The sequence below is a fragment of the Lactococcus sp. AK05 genome, from assembly GCF_041026685.1.
Classification (GTDB): Bacteria; Bacillota; Bacilli; order Lactobacillales; family Streptococcaceae; genus Lactococcus; species Lactococcus lactis.
The window spans coordinates 228,596-244,758 of the sequence record NZ_JBFTEI010000001.1; the positions used below are offsets into that span (position 1 = coordinate 228,596).

Below are 16,163 nucleotides of genomic sequence, written 5' to 3' on the forward strand. Positions count from 1 at the left end.
GAATCTGATAAAATTCAAAAGGAAAGAAAAGACAAATAGGATATTCAAAATAAAAGTAATAAATTACGAATATTTAATAAATTGTGGTAAAATCTAATCATGAAAAAAATTATTTCTCTTATCGTGAGTTTTATTGCAGTCTTTTTTATCGGTATATTCATTGGTCATTCTATTCTTCCACCACACCCACTTGTAGCAGCAAAAGACCGTCCTATTTATCCGACGATTTATATTACTGGCTCAAGTGGCTATGCGTCAACGATGGATACAATGATTAATAGCATTACTGCAGACAAAGACACCCGTGCTAAAAAAGGGCTGACAATTGTCGTTGATACAGAGCATAATTATTCGCTTAAAGTGACTGGAACAATTGACAGACGTAATTCCTATCCGACAATTGAGGTCGGAATGGTCAAAGGAACTAATAATTCCAATAAATATGAAGAATCATTAATGGCTATCATGTCTTATCTGGGTAAGCATTATAATGTTGCTTATGCCAATGTTTTGGGTTACTCAGCTGGTGGCGGTGGTGTTTATCATTATTTAATTGACCATGGTTATGACCGGAGCCTTCCGCCAATTAAAAAATTTGTTTCTCTTGATGGTCAGTACAATGCTTGTACAGCACAACCTGACCAAACGCTGGCACAAGTTCTTGCTGATGGACCAAAAATAAAAACAAAATACTATGATTTTTGGTTGCAAAATTATGAACGTGTGGATAAAAATATCCAAGTTGTTTTACTAGAAGGAGCTTATGATACCAAGAAAGAAACTGATGGTACAGTTCCTTGGGCTGACGGTTTCTCAATTTATCCTTTGTTGATAAAAAATGGAAATTCTGTTACTCATTATCTAATTGAAGGACCGAACACTAACCATACTGCAATGCCAGGTAATCAAAAGGCAATAGGCTATGTCAAAACCTTCTTTTATGAATAAGCTTGATTTAAAAATGCTAAATTGTCCCTATTTGGGGACAATTTTTTTATAAAATATTTACTAGAAAATCTCAGGTAGTCAGCAAATACCTCATTTAAGTCATAGAGTCTGATGTATTGACAGTTGGCTTTAAGTAACGGTATAATAAAATTATGGATTTGAAAAATGTAATATTTATTTTTGGAACAGTTCTGACAATATTTTTTGCAGGGTTGACCTTGATTTTTTGGTGGAAAATCAGAAAACTGAAAGATTTAAGAACTTTACGATTAGGGCGTTTATCATTTTTTGCTTTACTTTTTTTGTGGGTGACTATTAATGGAATTATTGGTTCAGGTTTAGCACTAACTGACTTACATCAGAAGGTGCTCATGTTACTTCTCATTGCAGAAGCAGCTTTGATTTTTTTGATTTTACCGATGACCATTGGGATTATTGTACCGATAAGTATTGTTGTATTGACAATAAAAATGTGGCGCAGGGAATCAAAATCAATCGGAAATCTTTTGTTGCCCATTGTTGTATTGACCTTTTTAGTAGTTGACTGGATTCATCTTTCAATGGGTAAATTACCTGATAGTTGGATTTGGTTAAAAATACTTGGAATGGTTTATCCGGTCCTTTCAATTTATCTTGCATGGCAATTTGGAATTTTCTTTCTATCTAGTTGGGTATATGGACGACGGGTTAGAAAACAAAGAGCAGCTTATCATGTTGTGCTGGGTGCCGGATTAATCCAGGGAGAACATGTGGGTAAATTATTAGGAAATCGAATTTTGGCAGCGGTCAAAGCTGTCCGCGATAATGAAACAATTTTAGTTTTTTCGGGGGGACAAGGTCCTGATGAAAAAGTTTCTGAAGCTAGAGCTATGCAACGGTATGCGGTTGAAGTTCTTGGATTTCCGATTGAGCGAACAATGCTTGAAGACCAGTCAAGAACAACATATGAAAATTTAGTTTTTTCTTCTCAATTGATTAAGGAAAAATTTATTTTCTTCACTTCTGATTACCATGTTTTTCGAGCGGCTCTTTTTGCAGCAACTCTAAAAATTGATGCCCAAGGTGGGAGAGGTGGAAAGACTGCTATGTATTACCGGGTTCCAGCTTTTATTCGTGAATTTATTGCTGTCCTGAATTATGAAAAAAGAAAACATATGAAGTGGGTAGGACTCATCGTTGGACTCTTCATTATTGTCGCTATTTTTTTTCAGGTTGGTTATTTTTGGAATCATAGATAGTAAAAAGTTACTGATATTTTTGTCAGTAGCTTTTTTGGTTACAAACAGTTATTTTTTTCGTATAAAAAAGTATGCTGACAGCAATTGACGAAAATAAAAAAATAGTAAACTTATTAGAAATAGAAGTAAAAGAACTGACAGGAAAATATTTTTGCCCTTCTTGTAAATCAGAGTTATTTATAAAAAATGGTGAAATAAAGATGCCCCACTTTGCTCATAAATCTCTCAATGCTTGCGACTTATGGCTTGAAAATGAATCTGAACAACATTTAGGATTAAAAAAAGAACTCTATCAATGGTTTAAGAAAACTGATAAGGTGGAAATTGAAGCTTACCTTCCTGAACTTAAACAGAGGCCAGATTTATTGGTAAATGATAAAATAGCTATTGAAATTCAATGTTCTCATCTTTCTATGAAACGTTTAAAAGAACGGACAGAAAATTATCAAGTACACGGTTTTACAGTGCTTTGGCTTATGGGGCAGGATTTATGGTTAAAAGACCAAATAACAGAACTTCAAAAAAATTTAGTCTATTTTTCAGAAAATAGAGGTTTCTATTATTGGGAATTAGATTTTAAAACTCAGAAGCTGAGATTGAAGTCACTGATTCATGAAGATTTGCGTGGGAAAATTATTTATTTACAAGAAGAAATCCCTTTTGGTCAAGGACGACTTATTGAGCAATTACGACTGCCTTTTTTATCACAAAAGTTACTGACAATACCACTTATTGTTGATCTTAAACTAGCAGAATTTATTCGTCGGCAACTTTATTATTGTTCACCAAAATGGTTGAAACTTCAGGAAAAATATTACCAAAGAGGTGAAAGTTTGTTGAATTTGACTTTTGAACGTTCATTTATTGCTCCTTTGGGATTGAACTTACTTGAAGTTTTTGATGATGAAATCCCTTTACATAAATTTACTCAAATTAAGCAGAATATTAATCTCTATTATGAAAACTTTTTAATAAATTTTCAGCAAAATAGCTTTAAGGCAGTCTATCCTCCCCGTTTCTATGCTATAATGAAAAAGCAGAAGAAGGATATGAATGAATGAAATTCTGCTAATAAGTTTTTAATGTGAATAAAAATTATTTTGAGTAAAAAGGAGTGATCTTCATGGCTAAGAATAGAAATGAAATTCCTGAAAAATTAACTTGGGATTTGACAACAATTTATAAAACAGATAAAGAATGGGAAGCAGAGCTAACTAGAATAAAAAGCGAACTTTCACTCGTTGAAGAGACAGATCCTGGTCATTTACTTGATTCAGCTGAAAGTCTTCTGACAATTACCGAAAAAATGCTATCCATTTCTCAACAAGTTGAAAAACTATATGTTTATGCTTCAATGAAAAATGACCAAGATACCAGAGAGGCTAAGTATCAGGAGTATCAGTCAAAAGCAACAGCCCTTTATGTGAAATTCGGAGAGGTCTATGCCTTCTATGAACCTGAATTTTTGAAAATTTCAAAAGATGTTTATAATAAATGGTTAGGGGAACTTCAAAAATTAAAAAACTATGACCATATGTTTGAGCGCCTTTTTGCTAAAAAAGCGCATATTCTTAGTCAAAAAGAGGAAAAGTTATTGGCTGCGGCTGGTGAAATTTTTGAAAGTTCTTCAGAAACTTTTGAAATTTTTGATAATGCAGATATTAAGTTACCTATGGTCAAAAATGAATCTGATGAGATGGTCCAACTCACACATGGGAATTACTCTTCTTTAATGGAAAGTAAGAATAGGGAAGTACGAAAAGCAGCCTACAAAGCACTTTATAGTAATTATGAACAATATCAGCATACTTATGCAAAAACCTTGCAGACCAATGTAAAAGTCCATAATCTTAATGCCCAAATCCGCTCTTATGATTCAGCCCGTCAAGCTGCTCTGGCAAATAATTTTGTTCCAGAAAAAGTTTATGATGTTTTGATGGAGGCCATTCATCAACATTTGCCACTTTTACATCGCTATATTGAACTACGCAAGAAAATTTTAGGACTTTCTGATTTCAAGATGTATGATATCTATACTCCATTATCTAATTTAGATTATAAATTTAACTATGAAGATGGAGTGAAAAAAGCAGAGGAAGTTTTAGCGATATTTGGTAAAGAATACAAAGAAAAAGTTAAAGCAGCTTTTGAACAAAGATGGATTGATGTCAAAGAAAATATCGGAAAACGTTCGGGTGCTTATTCAGGTGGATCTTATGATACCAATGCTTTTATGCTTCTCAATTGGCAAGAAACATTAGATGATCTTTTTACTTTAGTTCATGAAATGGGGCACTCAATGCATAGTGCTTTCACGCGTGAAAATCAACCTTATGTTTATGGGGATTATCCAATCTTTTTAGCTGAGATTGCTTCAACTACAAATGAAAATATTTTAACTGAAACTTTATTAAAGGAAAGTAAAGATGATAAGGAGCGCTTCGCCCTTTTGAATCACTGGCTTGATAGTTTCCGTGGTACTGTTTTCCGTCAGAGTCAATTTGCCGAATTTGAACAAAAAATTCATGAAGCAGATGCTGCCGGTGAAGTTTTAACAAGTGAATACTTAAACTCACTTTATGGCGAAATAAATGAAAAATACTATAGTTTAGCAGCTAAAGAAAATCCAGAAATTCAGTATGAATGGGCTAGAATTCCGCATTTTTATTATAATTTCTATGTTTTTCAATACGCAACAGGTTTTGCTGCGGCCACTTTCTTAGCTGAAAAAGTTGTTCATGGTTCAACTGAGGATCGTCAAAAATATCTTGAATATTTGAAGGCAGGTTCTTCAGCTTATCCTTTAGAAGTAATTGCTAAAGCTGGAGTTGATATGGAATCTACCGATTATTTAGATGCCGCCTTTGAGCTTTTTGAAAATCGATTGAGTGAATTAGAAAAATTAGTTGAAAAAGGAGTCCATCTTTAAAAATGGTTGAAACATATAAACGTACAAGCAACCCCATGATGAATCGACCAGTTGTCAAAGCAGAGTTAGTAGAATGGATGCGTTCAAGTCAAACACAAATAACCGGAGAACTTGCAGAAGTACTGAAATTTGCTAAAGAAAATAATATTCCAGTTATCCCACATGAGACAGTTATTTATTTTCAAATGCTGTTGAGCTTGTTGCAACCAAAAAGAATTCTCGAAATCGGAACAGCAATTGGCTTTTCAGCTCTCGTAATGGCTCAAGAGGTTCCAAATGCGGAGATTGTAACAATTGACCGTAATCCTGAAATGATTGAGTTAGCCAAAAAAAATCTGGACAAGTATGACCACCGAAAACAAATTATTCTTAAAGAGGGCGATGCTGCAGAGGTTTTGAGAGAGTTATCAGCCCCATTTGATGTAATCTTTATGGACTCAGCTAAATCAAAATATATCGAATTCCTACCAATTGCTCTAGATTTACTGTCTGAAAACGGAGTGATTTTAATGGATGATATTTTTCAAGGTGGAGAAATATTGACCCCAATTATGGAAATCAAAAGAAATCAGCGGGCGCTAGAGCGTGGATTACGCAAGCTTTTTGATGAAGTCTTAGATAACCCTAAATATTTAACAAGTATTCTTCCGCTTGGAGATGGCTTATTGATGATAAAGAAATCATAAATTAAACTTTTAGGTTGTCAATTCGCTGATTCATTTTTTGGTGTATTTAAAGCTTTATTTAATTTTTTATGATATAATTGCAACAAGTTAAAAATAAAAGGGTGTTGTGGTATATATTAAATACAAACATCGAATCATGCGAAGGAGAATATCTTGAAATTCAAAAAACTCGGATTAGTTATGACTACTGTCTTTGCCGGAGCCGCATTGGTAACCTTATCTGGTTGCTCAAGTAGCGATTCAGCAAGCAAGGATATCATCACAATGAAAGGTGATACCATTCGCGTTTCTGATTTATACAAGGAAGCCAAACAATTTCCATCACAACCGACAAATACATTACTTCAAAATTTAACTTTTGACAAAATTTTTACTAAAGACTTTGGAAAAGAAGTAACTGATAAAGATGTTAGCAAAAAAGTTAAGTCAATCAAAGACCAATATGGTAGCCAATTTTCATCTGCTTTGCAACAACAAGGCTTGACTGAAGCAAGTTTCACACCATACATGCGTACACAAATGCTTGAACAAGCAGCGATTGACCATGAAATCAAAGAAACTCAATATACAGATGCTAATCTTAAAAAAGCTTGGGAATCTTACCATCCAGATGTAACAGCTTATGTTGTTTCTGAAACATCAAAAGATGCAGCAACAAAAGCGTTGGATGCCGCTAAAAAAGATGATGCTGGTAAAGCAAGCTTTGAAAAAACAAATGCTGAAAGCAAAGTAACATTTAATTCAACGTCAACAAGTGTTCCAACAGAAGTTCAAACAGCTGCTTTCAAATTGAAAAATGGCGAGTTTTCAGATGTAATTGAATCTACAAGTTCATCAACAGGTGCTACTTCTTACTATATTGTCGAAATGGTAAAAACATCTGAAAAAGGAACTGACATGAACAAGTACAAAAAAGAACTTCAAAATGTCATTAAAACTGAAAAAGAACAAGATACAACATTTGTAAGTGGAGTTATTGCTAAATACCTCAAAAAGAATAACGTAACTGTGAAAGAATCTGCATTTGCATCACTCTTCTCACAATTTACACAAACATCAAGTTCTTCATCATCTAAATAATTTAGATAATAGAAATTAACTTTAAAGAGAGCTCTAAATGGTGAGAATGAGCAAGTTAAAAAAAGTGCTTATAGCAGCGATAACTGCTTTAACAACCGAACTAAGATGATAGAAATTCTATCGTGAATAAGGGTGGTACCGCGGTATAACTGTATACGCCCCTTTGTTTACGGTAGAATTTTATTGTTTTATTGTGAAAATTTTAACAAAGTATATGAAATAAGTTTATTGTTAGACTTTAAACTTTATATAAAAGGAGAAAATAATGAAAACCATGACTTCCGCAGAAGTTCGCCAAATGTTCCTCGACTTTTTCAAATCAAAGGGTCACACTGTTGAACCTTCTCAAAGTCTTGTTCCTGTAAATGACCCAACTTTACTTTGGATAAATTCAGGAGTGGCAACGCTAAAAAAATATTTTGATGGTTCAGTAGTGCCGGAAAATCCTAGATTGACTAATGCTCAAAAGGCTATCCGGACAAATGATATTGAGAATGTTGGTAAAACAGCACGTCATCATACTATGTTTGAAATGCTCGGTAACTTTTCAATTGGTGATTATTTCCGTAAAGAAGCGATTGCTTTTGCTTGGGAATTATTGACAAGTTCTGAGTGGTTTGAATTCCCAGCAGAAAAACTTTACATCACTTATTACCCAGCTGATAAGGATACTTATAAACGTTGGGTTGAGGTTGGGGTAGACCCAACACATCTTGTGCCAATTGAAGATAACTTCTGGGAAATTGGTGCTGGTCCTTCTGGTCCAGATACAGAAATTTTCTTTGACCGTGGAGAAGTTTATGATCCAGAACATGTGGGCTTAAAATTGTTGGCGGAAGACATTGAAAATGACCGTTATATTGAAATCTGGAACATTGTTCTTTCACAATTTAATGCCGATCCATCAATCCCTCGTTCAGAATATCCTGAATTGCCACAAAAAAATATTGATACGGGAATGGGACTTGAACGAATGGTTTGCATTATTCAAGGCGGAAAAACAAACTTTGATACAGACTTATTCTTACCAATCATTCGTGAAATTGAAAAACTATCTGGAAAAACATATAGTCCAGACAGCGAAAATATGAGTTTCAAAGTGATTGCTGATCATATTCGCTCACTCTCATTTGCTATCGGTGATGGTGCTTTGCCAGGAAATGAAGGACGTGGTTATGTTTTACGTCGCTTACTTCGTCGCGCGGTTATGCATGGTAAAAAATTGGGAATTCAAGGGAAATTCTTGGCTTCACTCGTTCCGACTGTTGGGAAAATCATGCAATCCTATTATCCAGAAGTGCTTGAAAAAGAAGACTTCATCATGCAAATCATTGATCGTGAAGAAGAAACTTTCAACCGCACGATTGATGCCGGTCAAAAATTGATTGATGAACTTTTGGTAAATCTTAAAGCTGAAGGAAGAGATAGACTTGAAGGAGCAGATATTTTCCGCCTCTACGATACTTATGGTTTCCCTGTGGAATTGACAGAAGAATTGGCAGAAGATGAAGGATTCAAAATTGACCACGAAGGATTCAAAGTAGCCATGAAAGCTCAACAAGAGCGTGCACGTGCTGCTGTTGTCAAAGGTGGTTCAATGGGCGCTCAAAATGAAACATTGTCATCTATCGAAGTAGAATCAGAATTCCTTTATGAAGATAAGACTACTCAAGGAAAATTACTTGTAGCTATTCAAGACGATGAAATTGTTGATGAAGTTTCTGGGAAAGCTCAACTTGTTTTTGATGTGACTCCTTTTTATGCTGAAATGGGTGGTCAAGTGGCTGACCATGGAGTAATTAAAGATGCCGAGGGTCAAGTTGTGGCTAATGTATTAGATGTACAACATGCGCCTCATGGCCAAAATCTTCATTCTGTTGAAACTCTTTCACCACTTAAAGTTGGTGAAAGCTATACTTTAGAGATTGACAAAGAACGCCGAGCTGCTGTTGTGAAAAATCATACAGCAACTCACTTACTTCATGCTGCTTTGCATAATATTGTTGGGAATCATGCACTACAAGCTGGTTCACTTAATGAGGTTGAATTCTTACGTTTTGACTTTACGCACTTTGCACAAGTGACTAAAGAAGAATTGGCTGAGATTGAACGTCAAGTTAATGAAGTAATTTGGCAATCATTAAAAGTTGAAACAGTTGAAACTGATATTGCTACAGCCAAAGAAATGGGAGCGATGGCCCTCTTTGGTGAGAAATATGGGAAAAACGTTCGCGTTGTAAAAATTGGTGACTACTCTATCGAACTTTGTGGTGGAACACATACACAAACAACTTCTGAAATTGGTTTATTCAAGATTGTTAAAGAAGAAGGAATTGGTTCTGGTGTTCGCCGGATTATTGCTGTAACAGGTCAAAAAGCTTATGAAGCCTTTAAAGATGCTGAAAATACTTTGAATGAAGTAGCAACAATGGTTAAAGCGCCGCAAACTTCACAAGTTTTAGCAAAAGTTACTAGCTTACAAGATGAGCTTAAAACAGCTCAAAAAGAAAATGATGCTTTGGCTGGAAAACTTGCAGCAAGTCAATCAGATGAAATTTTCAAAAATGTGCAAACAGCTGGTTCTCTCAACTTTATCGCCAGTGAAGTAACTGTTCCTGACGCTAATGGTTTGCGTAATTTGGCAGATATTTGGAAACAAAAAGAACTTTCAGATGTTCTTGTTTTAGTTGCTAAAATTGGTGAAAAAGTAAGTCTTTTAGTGGCTTCTAAGTCATCAGATGTAAAAGCGGGTAATTTAGTTAAAGAATTAGCACCTTTTGTTGATGGTCGTGGTGGTGGAAAACCAGATATGGCCATGGCTGGTGGTTCAAAAGCAGCAGGAATTCCTGAACTTTTGGCCGCAGTTGCTGAAAAATTAGCCTAAGAAGATAAATATCGTAGATTTTCTACGATATTTATTATTTTCTGGATATGAGTCAGTAAATTTTTATGGTAAAATGATGAAAATACTTGAAAGAGATGCCTAAAATGAAGATTACAATTTTTGGAGATTCAATTACCAATGGTTTTGGAATGGATGAAGGGGGGGCGTCAAATATTATTGCAAGATTAATTGAGAAAAATGAGCCCAAGCTGAAAGTGGTACTTCATGGAATTAATGGAGATGATACTTATGGTGGACTTCTACGTCTAAAATACGTTCTAGAGGAAGAAGCGGACTTAAATTTTATTTTCTTTGGGGCAAATGATGCTTCACCTTATCATTTGATTCGACCGGCAGAATTTCGCGAAAATTTATTAAAAATGATTTCGCAGTTGGGTGTAGAAAGAACGGTTTTAATTACTCCTCCTTTTTATAATGATGATGAACCGACACATTATAGTAAGCTTTCCGAGGTTGAACTTTTTAGAGAAGTCATATTAAATTTAGGCAAAGAAAAATCGCTTAAGGTGATTGATATTTTTCAGATAATGAAGAGCTCTGAAAATCCTAAAAATTTGTTGAGAGCTGATGGTTTACATTTTACATCAAGGGCTTATGAGTTGTTGGTCAGAGAGATTTTATCTGTCATTAAAAATCCTTAAATAAATGTTCATTTTGTGGTAAAATGAGGGCATGGTAAAAAATACAGAAGATAAGCCTTTAGCTCAGAACAAAAAGGCTCGGCATGATTATGAAATTTACGAAACTTTTGAAGCAGGAATTGTGCTGACAGGAACGGAGATTAAGTCTGTTCGTCAGGCAAAAATTCAATTAAAAGATGGATTTGCCAGAGTTCGTAATGGAGAAGTTTGGTTATCAAATGTTCATATTGCTCCTTTTGAGCAGGGCAATATTTTTAATGTTGAAGAATTACGTACGCGAAAACTATTACTAAATAAAAAAGAAATTGCTAAGATTGATAAGGAATTGTCAGGGACAGGAATTACTTTTATTCCTTTAAAAGTTTATTTAAAAAATGGCTTTGCTAAGGTTTTGATGGGGCTTGCCCGTGGTAAGAAAGATTACGATAAGCGTGAAACGCTCAAACGTAAAGAACAAAATCGGGATATTGCAAGACAAATTAAAGCTTACAACCGTTAAAGAAATCACTGATAAAATCTGTCAGTGATTTTTTTACTGACAGAATTGTCGGCTTGCTGATAATTCTTTTATCTATAGCTAAAATATGCTCCCTTTGTCATATTTTATTGATAGATTTACCGTCAGTAAAAAGTTTTCAAGATAAAAATATCGTTTACAATCCATTTACCTTGTATTTACTAAGTGTTTACACCCAGTGCCTTCTTTCGATGATAGAATAGTTTTGTAAGCAAAAACGCTTAACAACTTATTTAGAAATTAATTGGAGAAACTTCTCATGAAAAAGAAAATTCTTGTTGGTCTTATTACTGCTGGTGCATTGTTAACTTTGGCAGCTTGTGGTTCATCAAACGGCTCATCATCAAGTAGCTCAAGTTCTTCTGACAAAGCTCTGTCAGGAAAAATTATTGCTGGAGGTTCAACTGCTCTTCAACCATTAGCACAACAATCGTCAACAGAATTTATGGCAAAAAATACTGGTGTTCAAGTGACTGTGCAAGGTGGTGGTTCTGGTGTTGGTTTGACACAAGTTGCAGCTGGTTCTTTCCAAATTGGGAACTCTGATATTTTTGCTGAAGAAAAATCAGGAATTGATGCTTCTGCAATTACTGACCATAAAGTAGCGGTTGTAGGTTTTGCACCGATTGTTAACGCAAAAATTGATGTTAAAAACTTAACTTCTCAACAATTGCAAGATGTCTTCACAGGTAAGGTGACAAACTGGAAAGATGTGGGCGGTTCAGACCAAAAAATTACGGTTATCGGACGGACTGAGGGTTCTGGAACTCGCGTAAACTTTGATAAATTCGCACTTGGTGGAGCAACAGAGGTTAAAGGCCCAACACAAGATGCTTCAGGTTCAGTTGTTCAAATGGTTGGTCAAACACCAGGAGCGATTTCATATGTGGCACTTTCTTATGTTGATACAAGTAAAGACATCAAAGATATTTCAATTGATGGTGTTGAGCCAACAGAAGCAAATGTCGTAACTAATGACTACAAAGTTTGGTCTTACGAACATATGTACACCAATACTAAGAAAGAAACTGCAGCAGATAAAGCTTTCATTAAATACGTGGCAGAAAACAAAAAAGACATCAAAAAATTGGGATACATTCCAATCAGTGACATGAAAGTTGAACGTGACGCTGACGGAAATATCACTAAAAAATAATACTGACAGTAAGTCAATTTCAAAATAATTTATGTCTGTCAGTAAATTTAACAATTAATAAATTAGTTTATAACCATAGGATTCAAAGCAATAAAAATTTTCTTCTTCATAAATTAAAATTTTAAAGTTTGACTCCTTTTTTATAAAAATTTTATCAGTGAACATAAACAGGATGAACTGATGAGAGACGATCTTTAAATTTTTCTTCATAATTCTTTCCCTAAAAGACAGGAAATTGCTCACTCTTTTTCAGAGTTGGGCATTTTCCCGTATTATTTACAAAACATTTACATAAGAACGCTATCATCAACCGCTCATTGATAGGCCATTATGGTATAATTAAGCTATGAAGAAGAAAATTTTTATTGCTTTGATGGCCAGTGTGAGTTTATTTGCATTGGCAGCTTGTGGTTCTGGAAATAAACAGGTCACAGCAGGTGGCTCAACTGCCTTGCAACCCATGGTTGAACATGCTTCTATGGCATATATGAAGCAAAATCCTGATGAAATTATTATGGTTCAAGGTGGTGGTTCTGGTGTTGGATTGGCTCAAGTTGCGGCTGGTTCTTTCCAGATTGGGAATTCTGATATTTTCGCTGAAGAAAAATCAGGAATAGCAGTTGATAAAATTATTGACCATAAAGTTGCTGTCATTGGTTTTGCACCAATTATCAACAAAAAGTTAAAAGTTTCAAATTTGACTCAACAAGAACTGATTGATATTTTCACTGGTAAAATTACCAACTGGAAAGAAGTAGGAGGCCAAGACCAAAAAATTACTGTCATTGGTCGTACTGCTGGTTCAGGAACGCGAGTAAATTTTGATAAATATGCTTTGAATGGCGCCACAGAAGTGAATGGTCCAACTCAAGATGCTTCAGGTTCTGTTGTCCAATTAGTTGGGCAAACGCCAGGGGCTATTTCATATGTTGCTTTCAGTTACACCAATAAACCCGGTGTAAAGGCGGTTAATGTTGATGGTGTTGCGCCAACTTATGACAATGTAAAAACTAATGCATGGAAAATTTGGTCATATGAGCATATGTACACCAACAAATCTCGTAAGAACACAATCGAAAATAAATTTATCAAATACGTTCAAAATGATAAGAAAACCTTAGAGCAGCTTGGTTATATCCGTGTTTCTGAAATGAAGGTTGACCGTGATGCTAAAGGAAATGTTGAAAAAATTAAATAATTACTGATGGAAATTAAACTTACCTCCGTCAGTAAAAAAATTAGTCACAATAAGTTTAATCAATAACTTCATTTGCATTAATCAGATAGATGCAAATTAACAAAAATAGTTAGGTCCCTATGGAAAATTCAAAAATCAAAGAAAAATTGCTTTCAAGCAATAAAAATTCAAGACTTGAAAAATTTGGTAAGAGTTTAACTTTCTTATGTATTGCCCTTATTGTCTTCGTTGTAGGTGCAATTCTTGTCTTTGTTGCTCAAAAAGGTCTGTCAACTTTCTATTCAGATGGTGTTAATCCTTTCCGTTTCCTTTTTGGAACAAATTGGTCACCAGGTAATCTTGGCCCTGACGGTAAACCTGCAGTTGGCGCATTGCCAATGTTCACGGGGTCATTGATTGTTACTGTACTTTCAGCCCTTGTTGCCACTCCATTTGCGATTGGTGCGGGAATTTATATGACAGAAATTTCACCAAAATATGGTAAGAAAATTTTGCAACCTGTCATTGAACTCCTTGTTGGTATTCCTTCAGTTGTTTATGGCTTCATTGGTTTGACTGTTGTTGTTCCAGCCATTCGTAATGTTTTTGGTGGAACTGGTTTGGGTCTTTTGTCAGGTGTGTTTGTACTCTTTGTCATGATTTTACCAACTGTAACTTCAATGACTGTGGATGCTATGAAAGCTGTCCCTTCTTATTATAAAGAAGCGTCACTCGGACTTGGTGCAACGCGTTGGCAAACAATTTGGCGTGTTCTTCTAAGAGCCGCAACACCAGGGATTTTGACCGCTGTTATCTTTGGAATGGCGCGTGCTTTTGGTGAAGCTCTTGCTATTCAAATGGTGGTAGGTAATGCTGTAATGATGCCAAAAGATTTGATTTCACCAGCTTCAACCTTGACTTCAATCTTGACATCAGGAATTCCAAATGCAACACCTGGTATTCAATTGAATGCACTTTGGTCACTTGCCTTACTCCTTTTGATTATGTCACTCTTTTTCAACCTCGCAATGCGTGCTATTGCTAAGAAAGGAAGTCTTAAATAATGAACGCTAAACGCTCTGACAAGATTGCCACTGGTGTCCTTTACGTCCTTTCTGGCATCATTGTTCTTATCCTCGCTTTTTTACTGGCTTATATTTTAATTAAAGGTTTGCCAGTTATCTTTAAAGATCCTAAATTTATCATCACCGCGTCAAATCCATTGACAGGTGGTGGGATTGCTGTCCAACTTTTTAACTCTGTTTACCTTTTGATTGTCACTTTGATTATTTCTGTTCCTTTATCACTTGGCGCAGGAATTTATCTGTCTGAGTATGCGAATCAAAAACATTGGGTAACTGGTGTTGTTCGCTCAGCTATTGAAGTTTTATCTTCACTTCCTTCAATCGTTGTTGGACTTTTCGGGATGTTAATTTTCGTATTACAATTTGGTCTTGGTTTCTCAGTTCTATCAGGTGCCTTGGCACTGACTGTGTTCAACTTACCATTGATGACTCGGAATGTTGAAGAATCACTTCGAGCAATTCCAACTTCACAACGTGAAGGTGGTTTGGCACTCGGAATGTCACGTTGGGAAACGGCAACACAAGTCATTTTACCAGCTGCTGTGCCCGGAATCATTACTGGGGTTATCTTATCTTCAGGACGTGTTTTTGGTGAAGCTGCGGCTTTGATTTACACTGCTGGACAAACGAACTTACCAATTAACTGGGCAAACTGGAATCCGATGAGCTTGACTTCGCCACTCTCACTTTTCAGACCAGCTGAAACTTTGGCTGTTCATATCTGGGCACTTAATACCGAAGGAACGATTTCAACAGCACAACAAATTTCTGCAGGAGCTTCAGCAGTATTGATTATCTTTGTTCTCCTCTTTAACTTGGGGGCGCGTTTCCTTGGAAATCGAATTCACAAGAAGTTAACATCTTCTAACTAAGAAAATCAAAGATTTTATAGAGAAAGAATAATTATGGCAACAACATATGACTGGTCTCAGCGCAAAATTATGGTGCCTGAGAAAGAAGAAATTGCATTATCAACAAATGATTTGCGTGTTTTCTATAACGGAACAAAAGAAGCAATCCATGGCGTGACAATGTCTTTTCCTAAAAATGAAATCACAGCACTTATTGGCCCTTCCGGTTCTGGTAAATCAACCTATTTACGTGCTTTGAATCGCATGAATGACACGATTGATGGCGCTCGGGTGACTGGCGAAATCAATTATGAAGGGGTCAATATTAACGAAAATAAAGTGAATGTTTTTGAAGTTCGTAAGCAAATTGGGATGGTTTTCCAAAGACCTAATCCATTTCCAAAATCAATTTATGAAAATATTGCCTTCATTCATCGTCGTGATGGCGTGAGAGACAGAAAAAAACTGGATGAGATTGTTGAAACTTCATTGAAGCAAGCTGCTTTGTGGGATCAAGTAAAAGATAATCTTAATCAATCAGCACTTGCCATGTCCGGTGGACAAGCACAGCGCTTATGTATTGCAAGAGCATTGTCAGTAAAACCAGAAATTATTTTGATGGATGAACCAGCGTCAGCTCTTGACCCAATTTCAACAATGCAAATTGAAGAAACAATGATGGAACTTAAAGAAAATTATACGATTATCATTGTGACTCACAATATGGCTCAGGCTTCTCGGGCCTCTGACAATACAGCTTTCTTCTATTCAGGAGATTTGATTGAGTATGATAAAACAAGCACAATTTTTACTCAACCTAGTTTGCAATCAACAGAAGATTATGTTTCTGGTCACTTTGGTTAAGAGAAAATAAAGTTTAAAATTACTGACGGAATTTTCGTTAGTAAAAAAACTACTGACGGATTCTTGATTTGTCGAAAAACTTGTCC

The 16,163-nt window shown here is 35.5% G+C and carries 14 protein-coding genes; all 14 read left to right on the forward strand.

The features are described 5' to 3' along the window. The first annotated feature begins 99 nt into the window (after nt 1-99). The 14 genes from AB6B24_RS01140 (at nt 100) to pstB (ending at nt 16,077) form a co-directional block, all read left to right on the forward strand. Nucleotides 100-948 (forward strand): alpha/beta hydrolase, encoded by an 849-nt coding sequence (locus AB6B24_RS01140; protein WP_195936258.1) that lies wholly within the window; start codon nt 100-102, stop codon nt 946-948. A 152-nt stretch (nt 949-1,100) separates the two neighbouring features. Further along, nucleotides 1,101-2,186, forward strand: a complete 1,086-nt coding sequence (locus AB6B24_RS01145; protein WP_195936257.1) for a YdcF family protein — start codon at nt 1,101-1,103, stop codon at nt 2,184-2,186. 71 nt (nt 2,187-2,257) lie between these two features. Beyond that, the gene (locus AB6B24_RS01150; RefSeq protein WP_311803134.1) at nt 2,258-3,247 is read left to right on the forward strand and encodes a competence protein CoiA; all 990 of its coding nucleotides are present in this window, start codon (nt 2,258-2,260) and stop codon (nt 3,245-3,247) included. A gap of 62 nt (nt 3,248-3,309) precedes the next feature. Then, nucleotides 3,310-5,115 (forward strand): oligoendopeptidase F, encoded by a 1,806-nt coding sequence (gene pepF / locus AB6B24_RS01155; RefSeq protein WP_311803133.1) that lies wholly within the window; start codon nt 3,310-3,312, stop codon nt 5,113-5,115. A 2-nt stretch (nt 5,116-5,117) separates the two neighbouring features. Then, nucleotides 5,118-5,801: an O-methyltransferase gene (locus AB6B24_RS01160; protein ID WP_047206626.1), complete on the forward strand. Its 684-nt coding sequence runs from the start codon at nt 5,118-5,120 to the stop codon at nt 5,799-5,801. A 153-nt stretch (nt 5,802-5,954) separates the two neighbouring features. Continuing rightward, nucleotides 5,955-6,881 (forward strand): peptidyl-prolyl cis-trans isomerase, encoded by a 927-nt coding sequence (locus AB6B24_RS01165; protein WP_010906107.1) that lies wholly within the window; start codon nt 5,955-5,957, stop codon nt 6,879-6,881. Nucleotides 6,882-7,146: 265 nt separating this feature from the next. Then, on the forward strand, nt 7,147-9,765 hold the full coding sequence (gene alaS, locus AB6B24_RS01170) for an alanine--tRNA ligase (RefSeq protein ID WP_311803132.1): 2,619 nt from the start codon (nt 7,147-7,149) through the stop codon (nt 9,763-9,765). A gap of 104 nt (nt 9,766-9,869) precedes the next feature. Continuing rightward, nucleotides 9,870-10,427 (forward strand): SGNH/GDSL hydrolase family protein, encoded by a 558-nt coding sequence (locus tag AB6B24_RS01175; RefSeq protein ID WP_311805639.1) that lies wholly within the window; start codon nt 9,870-9,872, stop codon nt 10,425-10,427. A gap of 31 nt (nt 10,428-10,458) precedes the next feature. Beyond that, nucleotides 10,459-10,926, forward strand: coding sequence for an SsrA-binding protein SmpB (smpB, locus tag AB6B24_RS01180; protein ID WP_003130878.1), 468 nt, complete (start codon nt 10,459-10,461; stop codon nt 10,924-10,926). Nucleotides 10,927-11,203: 277 nt separating this feature from the next. After that, nucleotides 11,204-12,100: a phosphate ABC transporter substrate-binding protein gene (locus tag AB6B24_RS01185; protein WP_015426900.1), complete on the forward strand. Its 897-nt coding sequence runs from the start codon at nt 11,204-11,206 to the stop codon at nt 12,098-12,100. A gap of 346 nt (nt 12,101-12,446) precedes the next feature. Next, complete coding sequence (locus tag AB6B24_RS01190; protein WP_029344245.1) at nt 12,447-13,298, forward strand: phosphate ABC transporter substrate-binding protein; 852 nt, start codon at nt 12,447-12,449, stop codon at nt 13,296-13,298. Between the two features lie 119 nt (nt 13,299-13,417). After that, nucleotides 13,418-14,341 carry a phosphate ABC transporter permease subunit PstC gene (gene pstC, locus AB6B24_RS01195; protein ID WP_003130883.1) on the forward strand — a complete coding sequence of 308 codons (924 nt, stop codon included), beginning with the start codon at nt 13,418-13,420 and terminating at the stop codon, nt 14,339-14,341. Then, complete coding sequence (gene pstA, locus AB6B24_RS01200; protein ID WP_311803129.1) at nt 14,341-15,234, forward strand: phosphate ABC transporter permease PstA; 894 nt, start codon at nt 14,341-14,343, stop codon at nt 15,232-15,234. Before pstC ends, pstA begins: the two co-directional genes overlap by 1 nt. A gap of 33 nt (nt 15,235-15,267) precedes the next feature. After that, complete coding sequence (gene pstB / locus AB6B24_RS01205; RefSeq protein WP_003130885.1) at nt 15,268-16,077, forward strand: phosphate ABC transporter ATP-binding protein PstB; 810 nt, start codon at nt 15,268-15,270, stop codon at nt 16,075-16,077. Nucleotides 16,078-16,163: the final 86 nt, after the last annotated feature.

What these genes read in the sequence shown, in the direction of transcription:
- AB6B24_RS01140 (WP_195936258.1), top strand. Translation starts at nt 100, where the DNA reads ATGAAAAAAATTATTTCTCTTATCGTGAGTTTTATTGCAGTCTTTTTT.
- AB6B24_RS01145 (WP_195936257.1), top strand. Translation starts at nt 1,101, where the DNA reads ATGGATTTGAAAAATGTAATATTTATTTTTGGAACAGTTCTGACAATA.
- AB6B24_RS01150 (WP_311803134.1), top strand. Translation starts at nt 2,258, where the DNA reads ATGCTGACAGCAATTGACGAAAATAAAAAAATAGTAAACTTATTAGAA.
- pepF (WP_311803133.1), top strand. Translation starts at nt 3,310, where the DNA reads ATGGCTAAGAATAGAAATGAAATTCCTGAAAAATTAACTTGGGATTTG.
- AB6B24_RS01160 (WP_047206626.1), top strand. Translation starts at nt 5,118, where the DNA reads ATGGTTGAAACATATAAACGTACAAGCAACCCCATGATGAATCGACCA.
- alaS (WP_311803132.1), top strand. Translation starts at nt 7,147, where the DNA reads ATGAAAACCATGACTTCCGCAGAAGTTCGCCAAATGTTCCTCGACTTT.
- AB6B24_RS01175 (WP_311805639.1), top strand. Translation starts at nt 9,870, where the DNA reads ATGAAGATTACAATTTTTGGAGATTCAATTACCAATGGTTTTGGAATG.
- smpB (WP_003130878.1), top strand. Translation starts at nt 10,459, where the DNA reads ATGGTAAAAAATACAGAAGATAAGCCTTTAGCTCAGAACAAAAAGGCT.
- AB6B24_RS01185 (WP_015426900.1), top strand. Translation starts at nt 11,204, where the DNA reads ATGAAAAAGAAAATTCTTGTTGGTCTTATTACTGCTGGTGCATTGTTA.
- AB6B24_RS01190 (WP_029344245.1), top strand. Translation starts at nt 12,447, where the DNA reads ATGAAGAAGAAAATTTTTATTGCTTTGATGGCCAGTGTGAGTTTATTT.
- pstC (WP_003130883.1), top strand. Translation starts at nt 13,418, where the DNA reads ATGGAAAATTCAAAAATCAAAGAAAAATTGCTTTCAAGCAATAAAAAT.
- pstA (WP_311803129.1), top strand. Translation starts at nt 14,341, where the DNA reads ATGAACGCTAAACGCTCTGACAAGATTGCCACTGGTGTCCTTTACGTC.
- pstB (WP_003130885.1), top strand. Translation starts at nt 15,268, where the DNA reads ATGGCAACAACATATGACTGGTCTCAGCGCAAAATTATGGTGCCTGAG.